At 60.3% G+C, this 15,348-nt stretch carries 12 protein-coding genes; 7 read left to right on the forward strand and 5 right to left on the reverse strand.

The window, feature by feature from the left end; all coding sequences use genetic code 11:
* Positions 1-208 precede the first annotated feature (208 nt).
* Both hisD and HK28_RS05485 read left to right on the forward strand, forming a co-directional pair.
* On the forward strand, positions 209-1,540 hold the full coding sequence (gene hisD, locus HK28_RS05480) for a histidinol dehydrogenase (protein ID WP_086643654.1): 1,332 nt from the start codon (positions 209-211) through the stop codon (positions 1,538-1,540).
* Positions 1,537-2,907, forward strand: coding sequence for a hypothetical protein (locus tag HK28_RS05485; RefSeq protein ID WP_198945801.1), 1,371 nt, complete (start codon positions 1,537-1,539; stop codon positions 2,905-2,907). The genes hisD and HK28_RS05485 overlap by 4 nt, the downstream gene beginning before the upstream one ends.
* Before the next feature lie 87 nt (positions 2,908-2,994).
* On the opposite strand, the gene HK28_RS05490 is transcribed toward HK28_RS05485, so the two are convergent.
* From HK28_RS05490 to HK28_RS05505, 4 genes are all read right to left on the reverse strand, one after another.
* Positions 2,995-4,248 carry an NAD(P)/FAD-dependent oxidoreductase gene (locus HK28_RS05490; RefSeq protein ID WP_086643606.1) on the reverse strand — a complete coding sequence of 418 codons (1,254 nt, stop codon included), beginning with the start codon at positions 4,246-4,248 and terminating at the stop codon, positions 2,995-2,997.
* A 687-nt stretch (positions 4,249-4,935) separates the two neighbouring features.
* On the reverse strand, positions 4,936-6,360 hold the full coding sequence (locus HK28_RS05495; RefSeq protein ID WP_086643656.1) for a cytochrome-c peroxidase: 1,425 nt from the start codon (positions 6,358-6,360) through the stop codon (positions 4,936-4,938).
* 102 nt (positions 6,361-6,462) lie between these two features.
* Positions 6,463-7,389, reverse strand: a complete 927-nt coding sequence (locus HK28_RS05500; protein WP_233140371.1) for a site-specific DNA-methyltransferase — start codon at positions 7,387-7,389, stop codon at positions 6,463-6,465.
* Positions 7,390-7,423: 34 nt separating this feature from the next.
* Positions 7,424-8,098, reverse strand: coding sequence for a Tim44/TimA family putative adaptor protein (locus tag HK28_RS05505; protein ID WP_086643658.1), 675 nt, complete (start codon positions 8,096-8,098; stop codon positions 7,424-7,426).
* Positions 8,099-8,326: 228 nt separating this feature from the next.
* Here HK28_RS05505 and HK28_RS05510 point away from each other — a divergent pair, with 228 nt between their 5' ends.
* From HK28_RS05510 to HK28_RS05520, 3 genes are all read left to right on the forward strand, one after another.
* Entirely contained in the window at positions 8,327-8,863 is a 537-nt protein-coding gene (locus HK28_RS05510; RefSeq protein WP_086643607.1) for a histidine phosphatase family protein, read from the forward strand.
* A gap of 115 nt (positions 8,864-8,978) precedes the next feature.
* Positions 8,979-9,488 (forward strand): protein-export chaperone SecB, encoded by a 510-nt coding sequence (gene secB, locus HK28_RS05515; protein WP_026398054.1) that lies wholly within the window; start codon positions 8,979-8,981, stop codon positions 9,486-9,488.
* Positions 9,489-9,556: 68 nt separating this feature from the next.
* Positions 9,557-9,973: a hypothetical protein gene (locus HK28_RS05520; RefSeq protein WP_198945804.1), complete on the forward strand. Its 417-nt coding sequence runs from the start codon at positions 9,557-9,559 to the stop codon at positions 9,971-9,973.
* 401 nt (positions 9,974-10,374) lie between these two features.
* On the opposite strand, the gene HK28_RS05530 is transcribed toward HK28_RS05520, so the two are convergent.
* On the reverse strand, positions 10,375-11,295 hold the full coding sequence (locus HK28_RS05530; protein WP_086643610.1) for an ROK family protein: 921 nt from the start codon (positions 11,293-11,295) through the stop codon (positions 10,375-10,377).
* Between the two features lie 192 nt (positions 11,296-11,487).
* Here HK28_RS05530 and HK28_RS05535 point away from each other — a divergent pair, with 192 nt between their 5' ends.
* Positions 11,488-12,627: an ROK family transcriptional regulator gene (locus HK28_RS05535; protein ID WP_086643611.1), complete on the forward strand. Its 1,140-nt coding sequence runs from the start codon at positions 11,488-11,490 to the stop codon at positions 12,625-12,627.
* 234 nt (positions 12,628-12,861) lie between these two features.
* Positions 12,862-15,282 (forward strand): TonB-dependent receptor, encoded by a 2,421-nt coding sequence (locus HK28_RS05540; RefSeq protein ID WP_086643612.1) that lies wholly within the window; start codon positions 12,862-12,864, stop codon positions 15,280-15,282.
* The last annotated feature ends 66 nt before the right edge of the window (positions 15,283-15,348 follow it).

Consider the following 15,348-nt stretch of genomic DNA (forward strand, 5'->3'; position numbering starts at 1 on the left):
CATTTTCTTCGTTGCTGCCGGAATCGAGTGTGCGACGCTCTGTTTTGAATGGGTCTTACTGCAACGAACGGAAAGGGCAGGTTCGCAGGACGTCCTGCAGCCGGGCGAGGCTCGTGTTGGCGCCATGGCGCGCGGTGGCCTTTCGCTTTCGTCTTCCGATTTTCACGCGGCACGCTCTCGTGCGCCGCTCAACGCAGGAACCATCTCGATGTCTGATTTCTCTGTGATTTTCCACGATCTCAGCGCGACCAAGGGGTTTCCGTCCGAACTTCTCAAACGTAAAGAAAGCGATCTTTCTGTCTTTCTCGACCGTGTGAAGCCGATCATTGAGCGGGTGAAACAAGAGGGCGATGCTGCCCTGCAGCACTTCGCTCGTGAGCTGGACGGAGTCACGGCGTCGGAGATGACGATCCGCGCGACAGAAGAGGAGTTCGACGAAGCGTTCGCCGTGATCGAACCCGACGTAATGGACGCCATCAAATACGCCATAGGGAACATCCGGCGCTTTCATGAGGCGCAAAAACCCGAAGATAGCTGGATGATAGAGGTTCAACCCGGAATCTGGGCGGGAGACCGGTGCCTCCCCATCGATTCTGTGGCGTGTTACGTGCCGCGTGGCAAAGGATCGTTCCCGAGCGTCCTGAACATGACGGCCATCCCCGGCACGGTTGCAGGCGTGCCGCGTCTGATCGTTGTGACGCCTCCAGCGCATGACGGGCGCGTGGACGCAGGGACGTTGGTGGCGGCGCGACTGATCGGGGTCAAGGACGTCTATAAGTGTGGCGGAGCACAGGCGGTCGCAGCGGTCGCTTTTGGTACGGAAACAGTGCCTGCCTGTGCGAAAATCGTCGGTCCGGGCAGCCCATACGTGGTGGCGGCGAAACGTCTGCTGGGCGATGTTCTCGATCCCGGAGTGCCTGCGGGGCCGAGCGAGGCGATTATTCTCACTGACGACAGCGTCGATCCGGTTCTTGCCGCCCTGGATCTGATCATTGAATCCGAGCATGGACCTGATTCTTCCGCGTGGCTCGTCACCAGCAGTCGCCGCGTGGCGGAAGGCGTACGCACGGCGCTGGAAACTCATTGGGCGGCAATGGAAGCGAAACGGGCAGGTTTCTCTCGTGCGGTTCTTGGCGGCGAGTATGGCGGCATTATTCTGACCAAAGATTTCGACGCGGCAGTCGCGTTCACCAATGCCTACGCGCCTGAGCATCTTGAAATCCTGACCACGGATCCGATGGCCGATCTGGGCCGCATCCGAAACGCGGGAGAGGTTCTTCTCGGGCATGCGACGCCGGTGACGCTGGGTAATTATGTGCTTGGTCCGAACGCGGTTTTGCCGACCAACCGCGCTGCGCGGACACATTCGCCGTTATCTGTTCATGATTTCATGAAACGGATGTCGTTCGCCCGCGTGTCTGACGAGGCGTACCCCGAAGCCGCACGGCATGCGGAACGCTTCGCGCGGTTCGAAGGTTTTGACGGTCATGCACGCGCGGTCTCTTCCACCCGTCCAATGCCAAAGGTTGCGCCGCGATGAGCGTCGCCGCGCCGCACGAAGTGGGAGCTGCCGGAATCTTACGCGCAAGGCGTGAAGGTCGACTTGATGAGGCCAGCCTGGCGCTTGCGCAACTGATCAGGGAAGAGTTTGGCTTTGAGTCTTACGATATTTCTTTCGGTACAGATGGCTATAGCCTCAATTCAGTAAATGGATTCGTGACGCGCGACGACGGCGCCGTATTCTTCTTCAAGTTTCATCATGAGGAAGGCGAGGAGTCGGTTCTCGAGGAATTCTATCGTGGCGAGATCCTGCAGGACGCGGGATACCCCGTGGGTATGCCGGCCTATGTATGCCGGCGGATAGGGCGTCAGATTCTGCTCTATGACCGGCGTGCCACGCCGCGTCTGGCGGACGCGGCACGCGCTGTGGAGCAGGCGAGTCCGCTCGCGGGCGGCGATCGTGAGTCTCTGACCTGTGCGCAGGATGCACTCGATCGTCTCAGCGCCAGAATATATCGCGATACCTGGCATCCGATCGATGGGGCAGAGAGCGCCGCCGAGCCGATCCATCAGCTATTCTACCACCGGCTCGCCGCTCCGGCAGATGCGGGTGGCCATGTTTCGCTGGGCGGCCGTGCGGCTGCATTCTTCGCTGACGAGCGACTCTTCGCGTTATCGGGCGCGACGCTGACAGGGGCGCAGGTGAAGGCGCTCGACTGGGTGATCGACGGCACGCGCTATGAAGGCACGCTTGGCGGCATACTCGAGCGCAGTCTCGCCCTGCTATCGCCTGCATCCCTCGCGCGGTATGGCGGCGTGATCGCGCATGGCGACGCACATAACGCCAATGTCTGGTTCACGGCTGCGAAAGACGATGCGCCTGCCTCACTCACCTTTTTCGATCCGGCGTTCGCTGGGCGTAATATTCCGGCACTGCTCGCCGAGGTGAAAGCGACATTTCACAATATCTTTGCTCATGCCGAATGGCTTTACCATCCGGCCGACCTTGCCCCGTCTCCTGTGCTCCGGTTGGAGGGAGGCGTCGCGCATGTGACGACCAACTGGTCGCTTACGCCGTTGCGGCGTGCTTTTCTGCAAGGCAAGGCGCGTCTGTTGTGGCGTCCGTTGTTGGCGGATCTGCGCGCCCGTGGCGCTCTGCCAGCAGAGTGGCGGGAGACATTGCGCTGCGCGTTGTTCTGTTGCCCGACGTTGGTCATGGACCTCCGTGCCCCACCGCCGGAAATCGCCGCGACCGAGCAGCCCGCGCGCCACACGTCCGCTTCGTCTTTGCTGGGGCTGTCGATCGCAATGATGTGTGGCGCCCCCGCTCTGGGCGACGATCTGGTGTCGCGGTTCCTGACCGCGATCGATCCGGAGACAGCAGTGCCATCGTTTGAGTCGATTTGAGATCAGGCCGCTACAAGCAGGGTATTTGTGGCGGGCGACGCCTTACGCTGCTGACGCCAGAGCAGACGTCAGCAGCGTAAGGTAATGTCACGCAAGGGGGGACGTCTCGCGCTCGGCGATGTGGCCGGCGAGATAATCCGCGTCGTGCCATACTCCCCAGATGAAGGGCGATGCGCGCCGCGATAGCCACGCGAGGCCGAGGAAGTAGAGGCCGGGCGTCTCTGAAACGCCGCAATCATGGTGCGGTTGGCCGTGTTCGTCAAAAACGTCCAGATCTATCCATCCGAAATCCAACCGGTAGCCGGTCGCCCAGATAATTGTGCCGATCCCGGCCTTCGCCAGATCCAGTGCCGTCAAGGGATTTGTCACGCAGTCCGGCAACGCGCCAAGTTCGCGTGCTTCGGGTTCTTCGGGCAGATCGAGGCCATGTTCGCGGACGTAAACGTCCGCTGCGTCGAGCATCGCAAGATAATTGGCGTCACCGGCAACCACGTTGCGTTCGAGATCGGCGGCAAAACGCAATACGCCGTTCTCGTAGGCTTCGGTGCGGCCAACAAGGGTGATGCCCGTCGCAGCGATGTCACGAAAATCGACCGTATGCCCGCCGCGTGCGCCGCTGACCGCAATCGTTACGTGTTCAGTGCCGGGGCCGGGAACTTTCATGTCCCACATCCCCAGAACGCCGAGCCACCAAACGAAATCACGCCCACGGTAGCGACGGGGTGGCCGGTCATGGGGCCCGACAGAAAGCCATACGTCGCGTCCTGCGCGACGCAGTTCCTCGGCGATCTGCGCGCCGGACGATCCGGCGCCGACTACGAGCACGCCGCCGTCGCGCAAAGCGCTCGGGTTGCGGTAGGCGTTGGAATGAATCTGGTCGACGCCGCTGTCCGGCGGCAGAATTGCAGGAAAGGTCGGTTTCTGAAACGGGCCGGTAGCCACGACCACGTTTCGGCACCGGATCGTCCCGCCAGCCGTCTCCGCTTCGAAGCCTTCGCCTTCCGGGGCGCTGCGCAGCGCCGTGACTTCAACGCCGCAACGAACGGGGGCGCCGATCTGGTCTACATAACCCTCAAAATACGAGACGATATCGGATTTCGATGCGAAGCTGTCGGGATCGAGTTGCTCGAACTTGCGGCCAGGGAAGCGGTCATGCCACGCCGGGCCGTTTGCGACGAGAGAATCCCAGCGCTCCGCGCGCCAGCGCTGGGCGATCTTTCCGCGTTCGACAACAAGATATGGAATGTTTCGCTTGCCGAGATGTTCGCTCATCGCGATACCCGCCTGCCCTCCGCCGATAATGAGGGTATCGACGGTTTCCACTGCATTTCCTGCCGACATGCCGGAGGTTTCTCCTGAACGGACATATGAAGCCTCTGCCAGAGGCGCGTAATCCTTGCTAGTGAAATTCCAACGAGATCGAAACAATTGAATTGATAGGGTTTGCTTAGAATTTTCCTAAGAAGAGCCGGTATTCTGTGCCGAAAAAGATGCTCTGGACTCCGCAACTTTTCCTGAACATGTGCGCAGACTCCGCTGCCCTCAGGACGACGTCGCCTCCCGGATGCGTTCTTCGGATGGGTCTGTCTTCCGCCAGAGAAGCGTTTTGGCGAGTCCAATTGTTTGCCAAAAGGTGTGAGAGCGCATGACGAACGCGACGCGTCGCAATTTGGTCACGTCGCTGCTGGGGGGGCACAGCAACCTCCCGATATCCGTATCTTTTATGCGCCGATAGACGCCACTGACATGGACATCGAGGAAGCGGTCCCGAGAGCCTTCGTCAGGTGTGAAGGGCCGGGCAAGTCAACTCAGCCCCTTTTTCCATGATTCCGCTTTTACTATGGGACAAATAACCCGCTCTGCGCGGATTCGGCGCCCGCACTGATACATCCGTTGACCGACCATTGCTGGACCGACGAAAACTTCGTGAAGCTACCGCGGCCGGTCGATTGCGAGGACGCCGGAACGCAGCATCTCAGAAATCCGGGTGGCGCGACGGCGAAAGCCGTCGGCCGATCCAGCAAGGTTTTACTGTGCGGCGCCGGACGTCGCATCCAGGGGCTTGCCGTTGTAACGTCCGGTGAGCGTTTTCAGAAATGCGGTGATATCATCGATGTCATTGTCCGACAGATCATGACGCGGGGTCTGGTAGAGCGCCATTTTGCGCACGGCCTGCTCCAGTGTCTTGGCGCTTCCGTCGTGGAACCATGGGCCTGTCAGTGCGACGTTACGCAACGTCGGCACAAGGAAACGCTCGCGATCGAGTTCGTCCTGTGTAACCGCGATGCGTCCGCCGTCGGCGTCGGTCAGCGCGCCGCCGCGCTCATGAAAGTAATCGCCTTCCAGACCCATGACTTCCATTGCGCCGCCGCCCATGGCTGGACCGTTATGGCAGCCTGAACAGCCAACACTCTTGAAGAGTTCGTAACCGTGCTTTTCCTGAGCGTTCAGCGCGGAGGTGTCCCCTTTCAGATACAGGTCGAAGCGACTATCCGGCGTGATCAGCGTTTTTTCATACTCCGCGATCGCGTCGGTAATCACGTCCTTGCCAACCGGCTGGTCAGGATAAAGCCGGGCGAATGCGTCTGTATAATATGGATCGGACGACAGCTTCCCCGCGACCTCTGACCAATCGTGCGACCCCATCTCCTTCGGGTTCATGACTGGCCCCGCCGCCTGATCGGCCAGAGTCTTTGCGCGCCCATTCCAGAACTGGACGATGTTGTAGGCTGAATTGTAGACGGTCGGCGCGTTGATGGGGCCCTTCTGGCCTTTGATGCCGGTTGCCGTCACCAGATTGTCGACGCCGCCCTTGTCCAGTCCATGGCAACTGGCGCAGTTCAATGTGCCGTCGCCGGAAAGCCGTTTGTCGAAAAACAGTTTTTCTCCGAGAGCGACCTTGTCCTTATCGACTGGCAGGCTCTCGGGGATGGGCTGTACAGGTTCGGCCGCGAAAGCGGGCGAGACCCCAGCCGTCTGGTAATGCGCGCGTCGCTCGGCCTTCACCCAGTCCAGAATGGCGTTACGCTGATCGCCGGACAGATGCGCATGCCAGTGCATCAGCAGATACTGCGCCGGAGGCATCCGGTTCTGTTGAATGACCTCTTCGATACGCGACAGCTGCTCTTCGCTCGGCGCTTCGCCTTTACGAAACGCCTTGATCACCGGCTCCATTCGGAAATGACGCAGGCCTTCATGCAGGTCGTGCTGCATCAGTTGGTGAGCGCCCGGCAGGCTTGCATAAAAGGGGAGGGCGGCGCCCTGCGTATGGCAATAGTCGCAACGCGCTTCATCCAAAGCGTTGAATGCGGCCAGAGTGACCGGGTTGTGCTGCGTGGGGGATTCCGTGGGAAGCTGTGGTGCGCCAGCACGATCATAATGCGTCAGATAAGCAACCGTAGCGCCGTAAGCGAGCAGGCCAGCCCCTGCGATTCCCAGAACAATGCGTTTCACCTGCGCCCCCATGTCGATGCTATGCATTTTGTGCATTGATGTGAGGGTTAGGCGCTAATCTGTCAAAATAATAATTTTGATGAAAACAATCGGCAATGTCGATCATTCATCGTCGCTTGCAGGCTCCTCGCTTAACCGCTGGCGCGCCACCGCGACGTAGGACGGGTCAATTTCCAGACCGATCCCGCGTGCGCCCATCCGCGCGGCGGCCAGCAGGGTCGTTCCGGTTCCCATAAACGGGTCAAGGACGCGGGCTTTCGGTTTGCCATGCAGGCGGATGCAGAGTTCCGGCAACTGCACAGGAAATGTGCCGGGGTGATTGAATTTCTGTAGCCGGTCCTGAACGGTTTCATACGGTATGAACCAGGTGTCGCCGCGACAGCGGCGGTCCTGCGCGTGGCCACGGCGGGCGATATTGCTCTTATCTTTGAAAGGTACGCCCGCGGCCAATCGATCTAGCGGAACGTCGCCCTTCAGCGTGAGGTGGAACAGGTGTTCGTGATTCCGATTGACATAGCGGGCGCTGTTGACCGGCTTGAAATGCCCTACGGAATCGCCCGGAATTGCGATCGATTTCACCCACGAGATATGGTTCTGCAACGCGAACAGGGAGCGCAGACGCACGGCGAGTTCGAACGGCAGCCAAGGTTCTGAGGATGTGCCTGCGATGTTGAGGAAAAACGAGCCGTCGGTCCGCAGCACACGGCGAATCTCGGTCGCGACCTCAACCATCCAGTCGAGATACTCGTCCTCCTGACGCCGATCGCGGTAATTCGCGTAGCCTAGGCCGATATTATAGGGCGGCGAAGTGACCACAACGTCGATTTCGCCCGCCTTCATGCGTTGAAGCGCTTGGAGGCAGTCGCCAAGCACGATTTCCTGCCCGGCGACATGAAAACGGCGAAGGCGGGCAGGCTTCGTCGCCGGGGCGGCGGAAGAAGGCGCTTCAGGCGATAGAGGCGACGCTTTTGTGGCGTGCTCACCCGCTTCCGACCGTCCGGAGGTCGGTTTCGAAGGCTTCACAGGCATACGATTTTAGCGCTCCGGGCGAGCCTGTGCAGCGTCAGGCGCTCCGCGCGGCAGACAGGCGCCAGCTGGAGCCAGCGTTGAGGAGGCGCTCGAATGTCCAGAGATCGGAGAATTCGGTCACAGATTCCGTGCCATGCACAGGTTGCCCGTTAGAATCGACGGTCAGGCTGATCTGGTCCGACACCACGCGTGCGTCGATCGAGACCGCAGTGCCGGCAGCGATGTCCGCCATCCTGACATCTTCGATCGCGATCGAGTTGATGCTGCGAATCTCGCTACGCTGGGTTTGTCCGGCCGCTTCGCGCGCAGTGATCGCGGCGTCAAACGCAGTGAAGGCTTCTGGCGTCAACCGCTCTCGCAGCACGGTGCGATCTCCGGCGGCGAACGCTGTAACGACTTGACGAAACGCGCCTTCCACACCGGTCAGGAACTGCTGCGCGGTAAAGCCGCGATCTTTCTCCGCCACGGCGGCTAGAATTTGTCCGACACGCGTGCCGGACGCCGGGATGTCGAATTTCGGTGTCGGGCTCTGCTCCGGTCGTCCTTCGATAATGGGGCCAACGGGTTCGCGCGCCATCGGCGGCGCCATCGGCGCAGCCTGAAGCCCTGCTTTCTTGCCCAGAACGCTGCGCAAGCGAAGGGCGAGAAACGCCGCGATCAGGGCGAAGAGAACGATATCGACCGGAAAGTGGCCGAGGGAGAGATCCATGTGCGGCGTCATCCGTAGTTCATGCTCAGGGCGTCACGCTCTGACGCGCCCTGAACGTCTGGTCCAGATACAACAGAATAGGCAGGGGCGCAGGCGGGCGCAATGACCGACGGTCCATAGCGTCTGTCGGTCCACAGAGCAGCATCGTTTTATATTGCGCGAAACGACAGGGGGCGGGGAGCGCCAAAATCATTGCCGAGGGACGGTCCGAGGTCCTATCTCAGAAGCATGATCGTTCTCAGACACTGCGAAAGCGAGTTCAATCGCCTGTTCACCGCCACGCGGCGAGATCCAGGCATCTCCGATCCACCCTTGTCCACTCATGGTCTGGCGCAGGCCGATGGGCTGGTGACGGCGCTGGCCGGGCAGAAAATTCGCCGGATTCTCGTCTCTCCGTTCACGCGCGCCCTGCAAACTGCCGCGCCCGTTGCGCGAGCGCTTTCCCTGACGCCTCAAGTGCGCCCGCTCATCCGGGAGCGCGCGGCGTTTTCGTGCGATATCGGCTCTCCGCCTGCTCAACTGGCGTTGCAATGGCCAGGACTCGATTTCTCCGGGCTGGAGGAGCAGTGGTGGACTGAAGGCGTTGAAACGCCTGAAGAAGTGGAGGAACGCGCCGCCCTCTTCCGCGCGGAGATGGCGGCGGACCCGGAGTGGCCGCACACGCTGGTCGTGTCCCACTGGGGCTTTCTCGTCGCCTTCGCTCGCGTCAGCATGGAGAACGGGAGCTGGCGTCGCCTCGACCCGACGGCGCCTTTGACGCACTGAGCACGCCGGGCTGAAGCTTCAATAATCTTCCGGCCGCGAGACGGTTGGCGAAGCGCGCACGCCATGCTACCGCCGCGAGAGCCCTACCACGGCACGAGACGAAGGAATCGACCACATGTCCGACACGAACCAGACCATCGCCGAGGGCGCTCCGCCTGCTCTGCCGCTGGCGATCAACCTGCAGTACACCAAGGACCTGTCGTTCGAGGTTCCGGCCGGGGCCGAAATTTTCGCCTCCCTGCGCGCCGCGCCGCAGATCTCGGTGAACATCGACGTTCAGGCGAACCGCCTGCAGAACGACCAGCAGGTGTTCGAAGTCGCTCTGACCATCAAGTCGGAAGCGAGTGAAGCTCCGGAGACCGAAGGTGGCCCTGCCGGTCGCAAGGTGTTCATCGCCGAGTTGACCTATGCCGCTGTCGTCACGCTGACCAACGCGCCGCCGGAACTGGTCGAGCCGATGCTGCTCGTCGAAGTGCCGCGTCTGATTTTCCCCTACGCCCGCAATATCATGGGCGACGTGACGCGTGACGGTGGATTCCCGCCGGTTGTGCTGCAGCCGATCGACTTCGTCGCCCTGTGGCAGGCGCGTCGCGCCGAGTTCCCGCAGACAGCTGGCAACGCCTGATCGGGTTGATTCACCCTCCGGGACGCAAGGTGAGGATTATCGACGCGATGCACAGGCTTAACTCCCCGATGTTTTCGCGTTTCTCCCTGCGTTCCGGCACTGGTCTGCGGCGTTCGGCGCTGCTGCCGGTTCTGGCTTTTTGTCTTGCAGGTCTACCTGGTTGCGCGGACACCGAGTCCGCCTCCCAACCTGCCGCTGACGCTCAGCCGCCTGCGGAGGCGCCAAAGCGCATACCGCCGCAGGACTTCCCGCCCGGCACAGTCGCGGAAATTCCGCCGCCGGAGGGAACGAAGCTGGTTAACGATCCTTCTGCGCCAAACAACACGCCGCTTTGTGGCGCTGCGGCGCAGGAAGCCAACGCGACCGGCGCATCGATTTATCCCCAGCCTTTGTCGAGTGGCGACAGCTGCGTGCAAAACGCCTGCTTCGACCCGGCGACGTTAACCTACATCGCATCTGACGGCACGCGACGCGTCTGCCGGTAAGGCGACATCCGACCCGGCAGATCGGGTGAAAATTTTGCCACAGTAAAAGTAGCGTTTTATTCGCACGCCGAGATGGGCAGGGGCTTTCGTAGGTGTACCAGTCAAAGGCGGCGCCGGATGAAGCTTGAACAGCCGTTTGTCAGCCTGACATTTTTGCAAGCTCCAGCGTTTTCCTGCCGACGGCAGGCGTCGCGGACGAGCGACACGAAAATTCGCAGATTTCCCAAACATCGCTACCGCGACATGCAAGCTTGTGAAGCCAGAAAATGTTCTGCTGACCACCGCGTTGACGCGCTGTTTTCCGAAGGACGTAATAGTTCTTGGACTGACATGGCTATTTCGTCAGTAATCGGATCATTGCTCTCGCGTTTCGGGCGCCGGTCTTACGTCACGGTGCGGCGTTAGCGCCGCTCGCTCTCACATTCAAGGCACGCGGCGCCGAGTAGCCCGGCGTCTCTGCCCAAAACTGCTTGTACGACCAATGGCGCATCAGCCTGCACCAGAATTTTCTGCCGTACGCCGCGATCGATCGCGGCGATCAGGGCTGCAGAGCCGCCGAGGCCGCCCCCCACGGGAATGATCGTAGCGCCTGTCGTATTCACGACCAGCGCCAGTGCGGATCCAAGGTAGGCGAGATAGATGTCCATAGTCCGCCCGGCCTCAGGCTCGCCGCCCTCCCACTGAGTCAGTATCTCCCTGCTGGTCGCCGCCGAACCGCCAGCCCACAGATGCAAGCGTTCCAGCGCCCGCGCTCCGGCAATGGTGTCGAGGCAGCCGGTCTGTCCGCATCCGCATCGAAACGAAGGAATGACGCGGGACAGGTCGAGCCCCGCCGGCGTTGCCGGAGGCGGGATGATGAATGGCCCATGTCCCCATTCCCCCGTCACACCGCCAAGGCCGCGCACGAGACGCCCATCGATCACGAGGCCGCCGCCGACGCCTGTGCCGAGAATGACGCCGAACACATTCTTATGGCCGCGAGCGACGCCAAAACGCGCCTCCGCCAACGCGAAGCAGTCTGCGTCGTTGGCGATCAGAACTTGTCGCTGCGTACGTTCCTGCAAAAGCGACGTTAGCGGCGCGTTCGCCAGGCATGGAATATTTGCGGCGTGGACGACGCCAGTTTCCGGGTTTTCGACTCCGGCAATGGCTATGTGCAAGGCGGCGTCAGGCCATGGCGCGCAAAATTTCGTCAGGATGTCGGCAAATGCTCGTATATCGTGGATCGGAGTCGGTTCAGCCTGACGCTGGGCGACGCGGCCGTCCGGGCTGACGACTGCGAAATCAATAAAGGAGCCGCCGATATCCGCGCATAAAATCATAAAGGTTTCCGCATCTCTGTCTCACGCTCGTCGATCTGCGTGGAAGGCTCCGTCGAATGAATTCGGTTATCGAACGACCGGTTTTTTGTAAATAAGACACAATGATTGCGCCGCAAATGGTTCATTTCATAAAAAAATGGTAGGCGTCATTTTCCTGCCGTTCTGTGGACGGACGCTGCTACTGGAGCCGCTATGCTTTCGCCCGGCCATTACCAGATACTAACGACTCTCAGCCGCGGTGGACCGTGCAGTCGCACAGACCTCGCCCGCACACTGGGTGTTAGTAAGGCGAGTATCTCGGGACTCGTGCGGGATCTGTTGAACCAAAACATCCTGTGTGAACAGGAGCTTGTGTTTGGAGTCGGACGACCGTCTGTTTCGCTGGCGGTACGCGCCGACGCGGCGAGCTTCATAGGCGTGTCCCTGCAGCAGGATCCGGCCGTGCTGGTGCTGACCGATCTGCACGGCTCTGTGCTGGCGCGTGTGGAAGTGCCGCGCGCGGAGGATCCGGACCTGTGCGTCGAAAGTCTGGTTGCAGCAATCGATCAATTGCGTGCTACGGGCGGCGCATCGACCGAGCGACTGTCAGGCGTAGGCGTGGCGCTTCCCGGCTTCGTTTCGCATGATCGTCATACCTGTGTCGCCTCGACAGCGCTTGGCTGGCGCAATGTCGATATCGGCGCGGCGCTGACGGAGCGCACGGGGTTGCCGACTTGGGTGGAGAATGACGCCAATGCATTGATCCTCGGCGAACAATTATTCGGTCCGCTGCGCGGAAGTCCTGATTTCAGCATGGTCTTCGTCAGCTATGGCATCGGTTGCGCGCACATCGTCAACAGGCGTCTGCTACGCGGCAACGCGGGCGGCGCCGGCGAAATATCGCATGCTCCCATAGCCATCGAAGGGTTCGGGGCCGCCCCATGTCGCTGCGGCAACAAAGGGTGTCTTGAAACTGTCGCGTCTCTTCTGGCGATCACCAATGCGGCGAGGCGAGCGGGGTTGCCGGAGCAGATCGGTCCGCTGGCCGCTCTGGCGGCGAAAGGGCAGCCGGACGCTCTGGCGTTGTTGCATCGGGCAGGGTCTGCGTTGGGCCTGGCCACGGCGCAACTGATCCAGATGCTGGATCCCAGCCACGTCGTGGTGATGCTGGACCCGGCGTTGCACGACAGTGTTTTCGCTCATGCGCTGCGTAAGGAAGCGGATTCCCATATTCTGCACCGTGAGGGGCCGGGAACAATGGTCACGTTTCGTGACTTCGCGCCCGATAACTTCGCCAGCGGCGCAGCCAGCCTTGCTGCCCGCTACTTCATTTCCGGTTCGGACGCGCTTTAGGGCGCACATGTTCGGGTATTCAACGCGGGCGGGGCGTCGTCCGTGCTCTCGTTATGCGACAGAAATGTGACATTTTCACAACAATGAGCTGGGTACGAAACAGAAATAATTTGTTTATATGATAAATTAATATATGAGGCTTTTGTAGATATTGCGGACAAAAGCGCGCCTGATCATTCTAATTTCAGGTTGGCAACGAACGGAGGCGCCGTTCGAATTGAGGAATAGAGCGCGATGCGAGTGTCCCTACGACAAATTTCGGTGTCCTGCACGGTTCTTATCGGGCTTTTTGGCCTAGGCGCTCATGCGCAGACGGCTCCAAAAGTTAAGGCGGTTGGCAAGGGTAATGTTCGTCACACATCCTCTGCGGCGCCGGATGCGCCCGCCGCAAGCGGCCTGTCTGCGTCGGTTCTGGGACAGTTCACGCAGGCGCCGGAGGAAATTTCGGTTAAGGGTGGTGTGCAGGCGGCAACCGGCATCACGAACCGCACTCCGGGCGGCGGGTTGATGCCGGTCCAGACGGCTCCCCGCTCACAGAGTGGCATCACGCGTGACTTCATCGCCAAGCAGTCGCCTACGTCCAACATCGCGTCCCTGATCGCCGATCTTCCTGGGGCCACAATGTCGTCGCAGGATCCGTTGGGCATGACCGGCGATCACATCACCATGCGCGGCATGAACGAGACCCAGATCGGTTATCTGTTCGAGGGCGCGCCGCTTGCGGATCCGATTAACTATGCGCCCTACACCACCATGTTGGTGGATTCGGAAAACCTCGGCTCTGTCACGGTGTCGCAGGGGCAGCCGGATCTGAACGCCCCGTTCTATAACGCCGTTGGCGGGCAGATTACCGCGACAGAGATGAATCCGTCGCACAAAGCCGGAGGCTTTATCGAGGCGGGTGGGGGAACGCACAGCGCCAACAAGGAATTCCTTCGTCTGGAAACAGGCGATATCGGAAACACCGGTATTCGTGGTTTCGTGTCGTTCTCGCATTCCGGCTATAACAACTTCCGCGGCCCGGGCGGCTTGTTTCGCTATCACCTGGATTCGAAATTCGTAAAAGAGTGGGGTCAGGGCAACAGCATCGCCGCCGTATTCTCCTACAACCGGCAGGAGGCTACGTCCTGGCGCGAGCCGACCAAGGCTCAGTGGAAAGAGTATGGCCTTGGCTTCAACTACGCGTCCCAGTTCACGCCCGGCGAGAGCACGTACTACAAGCTGAACCGCAGCAACCTGAACAGTCAGCTGATTGTGCTGCCAATGCACTTCACGTTGGCCGACAAGCTGAAGCTGCAGGTGACGCCGTATTACGTGCATCAGTTCGGCCCGTCGCTTGGCGGTGAGAATATTCCGGCCTCAGGCGGTTATTACGGAACGCAGCAGTATGGCACCATCACTGCTGGCACCAATGTCAATGGCAACATCCTGACCTCCAGCCGCGATCCGTGGAATCAGAAAACGGGCGGCATCAACGTCTCCGCCGACTGGGCGATCACGAAGTCGAACACCTTCTCGTTCGGCTGGTGGTACGCATACACGACGCATGAGGAGCTTTCCGATTTCCGTCCGGTCTATGCAAACGGGCAGGGTTGGTCGGGCGACGTCATCACCGTCAACGGAAAGATTCTTTCCGGCTATGACCTGAACTTCGTCCAGCAGGTCAACACGCTGTTCATTGCCGACACCCAGAAGCTGTTTCATGACAAGTTGACCCTCAGCGCCGGTTTCCGTGTCGCGATGGTGTCTCGTCAGGGCACGAACCTGATCCCCGGCGCTGATCCGTACAAGTTGCAAGGCAATTACTTCGAACCGTTGCCGCAGTTTGCCGCCAGCTATCAGATCACGCCGCATGATCAGGTCTATATCAACGGCACCACTTCTTTCCGTGCGCCGGAATCGGTCGAGGCTTATTCTCAGATTTTCGACCCGAACAGCTCGCACGCCGTCGAGCAGCCGTCGAGCCTGAAGCCGGAATACTCAATCGGTGAAGAAATCGGGTATCGCCATCAGGGGTCGTTCTATAACTTCCAAGCGTCGTTCTTCAATTATAACATGACGAACCATCAGGTGACGTCGAGCGGCTACATCCCGAACACCAACATGCTGATCTCCAGTCCGATCAACGTCGGTGGCGAGACCGCGCGCGGTGTTCAGGCGGAGCTGGGCTTCAAGCGGTGGCATCACTTCGCCCCCTATTTCTCGGGGCAGTATCTGCATGCGACCTTTGACAACAACTACAACACGGGCTCGGGCTTGCTGCCGACAGCAGGAAAAACTGCCGTCGGTTCACCGAAATTTACTGGTGCCATTGGCCTGAGCTATGACGACGGCACCTATTTCGGAAATTTCCAGCTGCGCTACGTGGACACCCAGTACACGACATTCATGAATGACCAGAAGATGCCAGCATACCTGACGTCCGACGTCACGCTTGGCTATCGCTTTAAATCTTACGGACGCGTTCGCCATCCGCAGATTCAGTTGAACCTGATGAATATCGGCGACAACAAATATCTGTCCGGCGCCGCAAGCTATACGGCCAGCGCCAATTCGCGCGTGACCTCGACCGGCGCGACTTACGCTGGCAGCTCGCCGACTTATATGGTCGCCGGTAACTTTGCGGCTTTTGTGTCCCTGTCGGCAGGGTTCTGATGTTAAGCGACGGCTGCATGTCCCGCAGCCGTCGCGCCCATTTTACGCGTTGACGCCGGATCCCGG

Source organism: Acetobacter sp. DsW_063, assembly GCF_002153745.1.
Taxonomy (GTDB): Bacteria; Pseudomonadota; Alphaproteobacteria; order Acetobacterales; family Acetobacteraceae; genus Acetobacter.

Bases quoted from the DNA above. Each gene is read 5' to 3' on its own strand.
- hisD (WP_086643654.1), top strand. From the start codon at position 209: ATGTCTGATTTCTCTGTGATTTTCCACGATCTCAGCGCGACCAAGGGG.
- HK28_RS05485 (WP_198945801.1), top strand. From the start codon at position 1,537: ATGAGCGTCGCCGCGCCGCACGAAGTGGGAGCTGCCGGAATCTTACGC.
- HK28_RS05490 (WP_086643606.1), bottom strand. From the start codon at position 4,248: ATGTCGGCAGGAAATGCAGTGGAAACCGTCGATACCCTCATTATCGGC.
- HK28_RS05500 (WP_233140371.1), bottom strand. From the start codon at position 7,389: ATGCCTGTGAAGCCTTCGAAACCGACCTCCGGACGGTCGGAAGCGGGT.
- HK28_RS05505 (WP_086643658.1), bottom strand. From the start codon at position 8,098: ATGGATCTCTCCCTCGGCCACTTTCCGGTCGATATCGTTCTCTTCGCC.
- HK28_RS05510 (WP_086643607.1), top strand. From the start codon at position 8,327: ATGATCGTTCTCAGACACTGCGAAAGCGAGTTCAATCGCCTGTTCACC.
- secB (WP_026398054.1), top strand. From the start codon at position 8,979: ATGTCCGACACGAACCAGACCATCGCCGAGGGCGCTCCGCCTGCTCTG.
- HK28_RS05520 (WP_198945804.1), top strand. From the start codon at position 9,557: ATGTTTTCGCGTTTCTCCCTGCGTTCCGGCACTGGTCTGCGGCGTTCG.
- HK28_RS05530 (WP_086643610.1), bottom strand. From the start codon at position 11,295: ATGATTTTATGCGCGGATATCGGCGGCTCCTTTATTGATTTCGCAGTC.
- HK28_RS05535 (WP_086643611.1), top strand. From the start codon at position 11,488: ATGCTTTCGCCCGGCCATTACCAGATACTAACGACTCTCAGCCGCGGT.
- HK28_RS05540 (WP_086643612.1), top strand. From the start codon at position 12,862: ATGCGAGTGTCCCTACGACAAATTTCGGTGTCCTGCACGGTTCTTATC.